This window comes from Streptomyces hirsutus (assembly GCF_001418415.1).
Lineage (GTDB): Bacteria > Actinomycetota > Actinomycetes > Streptomycetales > Streptomycetaceae > Streptomyces > Streptomyces hirsutus.
In genome coordinates this window covers 1-1,833 of sequence record NZ_LIQT01000710.1, presented here as the reverse complement: position 1 = coordinate 1,833, position 1,833 = coordinate 1, and the positions used below count along the sequence as shown (strand labels likewise).

The window sequence follows — 1,833 nt, the reverse complement described above, 5'->3', positions numbered from 1 at the left end:
TGATCAGATGGATCTTCGACCCGTACTTGCCCCGGTCGACAGACATCCCACGCAGGTAGCGCGTCAAGCGGCCTGTGCCGGAAGGTCTCCTCCAGGCTGGTTAGGAAAGGCCTTTTCCTCTTCGTAGTACTCGCCGTGTTGGAGGCAGTGGAAGAGCATCCCCACGAAGCGGTTGAAGAGGTTGCGCTGTGCGGCGATGTGGCGGTCACCTGCTTCTTTGCGACGGTCGTAGTGGGCTCTGGCGCCCGGGGAGGCGGTCAGGGAGGCGAAGGCCCAGACATAGCCGACGGCGGCCAGCCGCTGGTTCTTGACCCTGCGGGCCATCACCGTGCAGCTCTTGCCGCTTGCCCGGGTGACTGGTGCACTGCCGGCGTATGCCTTCATCGCTCCGGCGGTCGTGAAACGAGCCCGGTCATCGCCGATCTCGGCCAGGACCCGGGCTCCGGTGAGGGATCCCAGGCCCGGAAAGCTGGAGACGATCGGGGCGTCCGGATGCTGCTCGAAAGTCTCCCTTGTGGCGGCTTCGAGCTGGTCGGCATTGGTGCAGGCTGCTTCCAGCTGCCGCAACAAGGCGGTGGTCTGCCGGCCGTAGGCATCCTCGACCTGAGGTGGCTGGTGGAGGTACTCGCGGTGGAGGACCTCGTGGAGCCGGTCGGCCTCGGCTTCGATGCCGCGCAGGCGTCCGGCCTGCTTGAGCAGTGACTGCAGACGTCGGCGTGTGAGGCGGGCCGCCGCTGTGGGCGTCGGCGCCGCGGCCAGGATAGTCCGGGCCTCGGGCGAGCAGATTCCCTCTCGTTTGTCAGCGAAGGCGGCAAGGATTGCAGGGTAGAACTCGCGCAGCTGAGAGCGGAGTTTGTTGTGGGCCTGGACGCGGTCCCAGACGGCGTCCTGCTGAGCTCGTGCCAGCACCGCAATCGCCTGGGCCAGCTCGGAATCCTTCGGCAGAGGCCGGTGGGCGGCCATGTCGGTGCGCAGGATGTTCGCCAGGGCAGCAGCGTCGATGGCGTCCGACTTCTTCCTCGCGACTGAGTGTCGGTCTCGATAGCGGGCCACAGCCAGCGGATTGATCGCGAACACTGGGCGTCCCGTCGCGCGCAAACAGGCGACCAGTAGTCCCCGGGACGTCTCGATCGCGACCGGGATCGGGTGATCCTTGCTGTCTCCGTGCTCGGTCAGCAGATCCGTGAGCCGGGTGAATCCAGCAGCATCGTCGCTGATTCGCAGCTTGGCGAGCCGTTTTCCGCCGGCGTTTACGAGCGCGACATCGTGGTGGTCTTCTGCCCAGTCCACCCCGCAGAACACCGGCACTGGTAACCCTGCGATTTCCATTATGTTCTCCCTGGTGATCCGCTGTTTCTGCAGGCCAGAGCCTGTGCGGGATGCGCGTGCTCCCTAATGGAAGTGCTCGAGGCACAACATCCCACCAGCCGTTCGCAACCCCAGCGAACTGCACGGTCCTTCGTCTTCGTGAGAGCTCACAGGCTCGCGACGCGATGAAAGGTGCCCCGTGCGGTTGGCTCAGGCCACGACCATCGAAGCGCTCGGTGCGAACCGCCTGGTGACGTGATCTGAACTGGTCCTGCTGAGACCCATTCGGAGGGCTTTTGTCCTCGCGAGGTACTGCTGTGCTCGCGAAGATGGGAGGCTGCGAACGGTTCCGGCCGGAACCAGATCGCTCTCAGTAGAGGGCTTCCTGCCCAGGTGGCGGATGAGATCTTCGTCCTGACCGGAACCGCTGCTGAAGCGAGCCTCGCGGTCTGTCGAAAGAGCTCTCACTCCGGATTCGGATAGCAATGACTCGCTTCGCTGCCCATTAGGATTCGGACCCGTCAG

At 64.7% G+C, this 1,833-nt stretch carries 1 protein-coding gene; it reads right to left on the bottom strand.

Annotation, left to right across the window (positions count from 1 at the left end):
- Nucleotides 1-63: 63 nt before the first annotated feature.
- Nucleotides 64-1,329, bottom strand: coding sequence for an IS110 family RNA-guided transposase (locus AOK11_RS37735; RefSeq protein WP_167353882.1), 1,266 nt, complete (start codon nucleotides 1,327-1,329; stop codon nucleotides 64-66).
- Nucleotides 1,330-1,833 lie beyond the last annotated feature (504 nt).

What these genes read in the sequence shown, in the direction of transcription:
- AOK11_RS37735 (WP_167353882.1), bottom strand. Translation starts at nt 1,329, where the DNA reads ATGGAAATCGCAGGGTTACCAGTGCCGGTGTTCTGCGGGGTGGACTGG.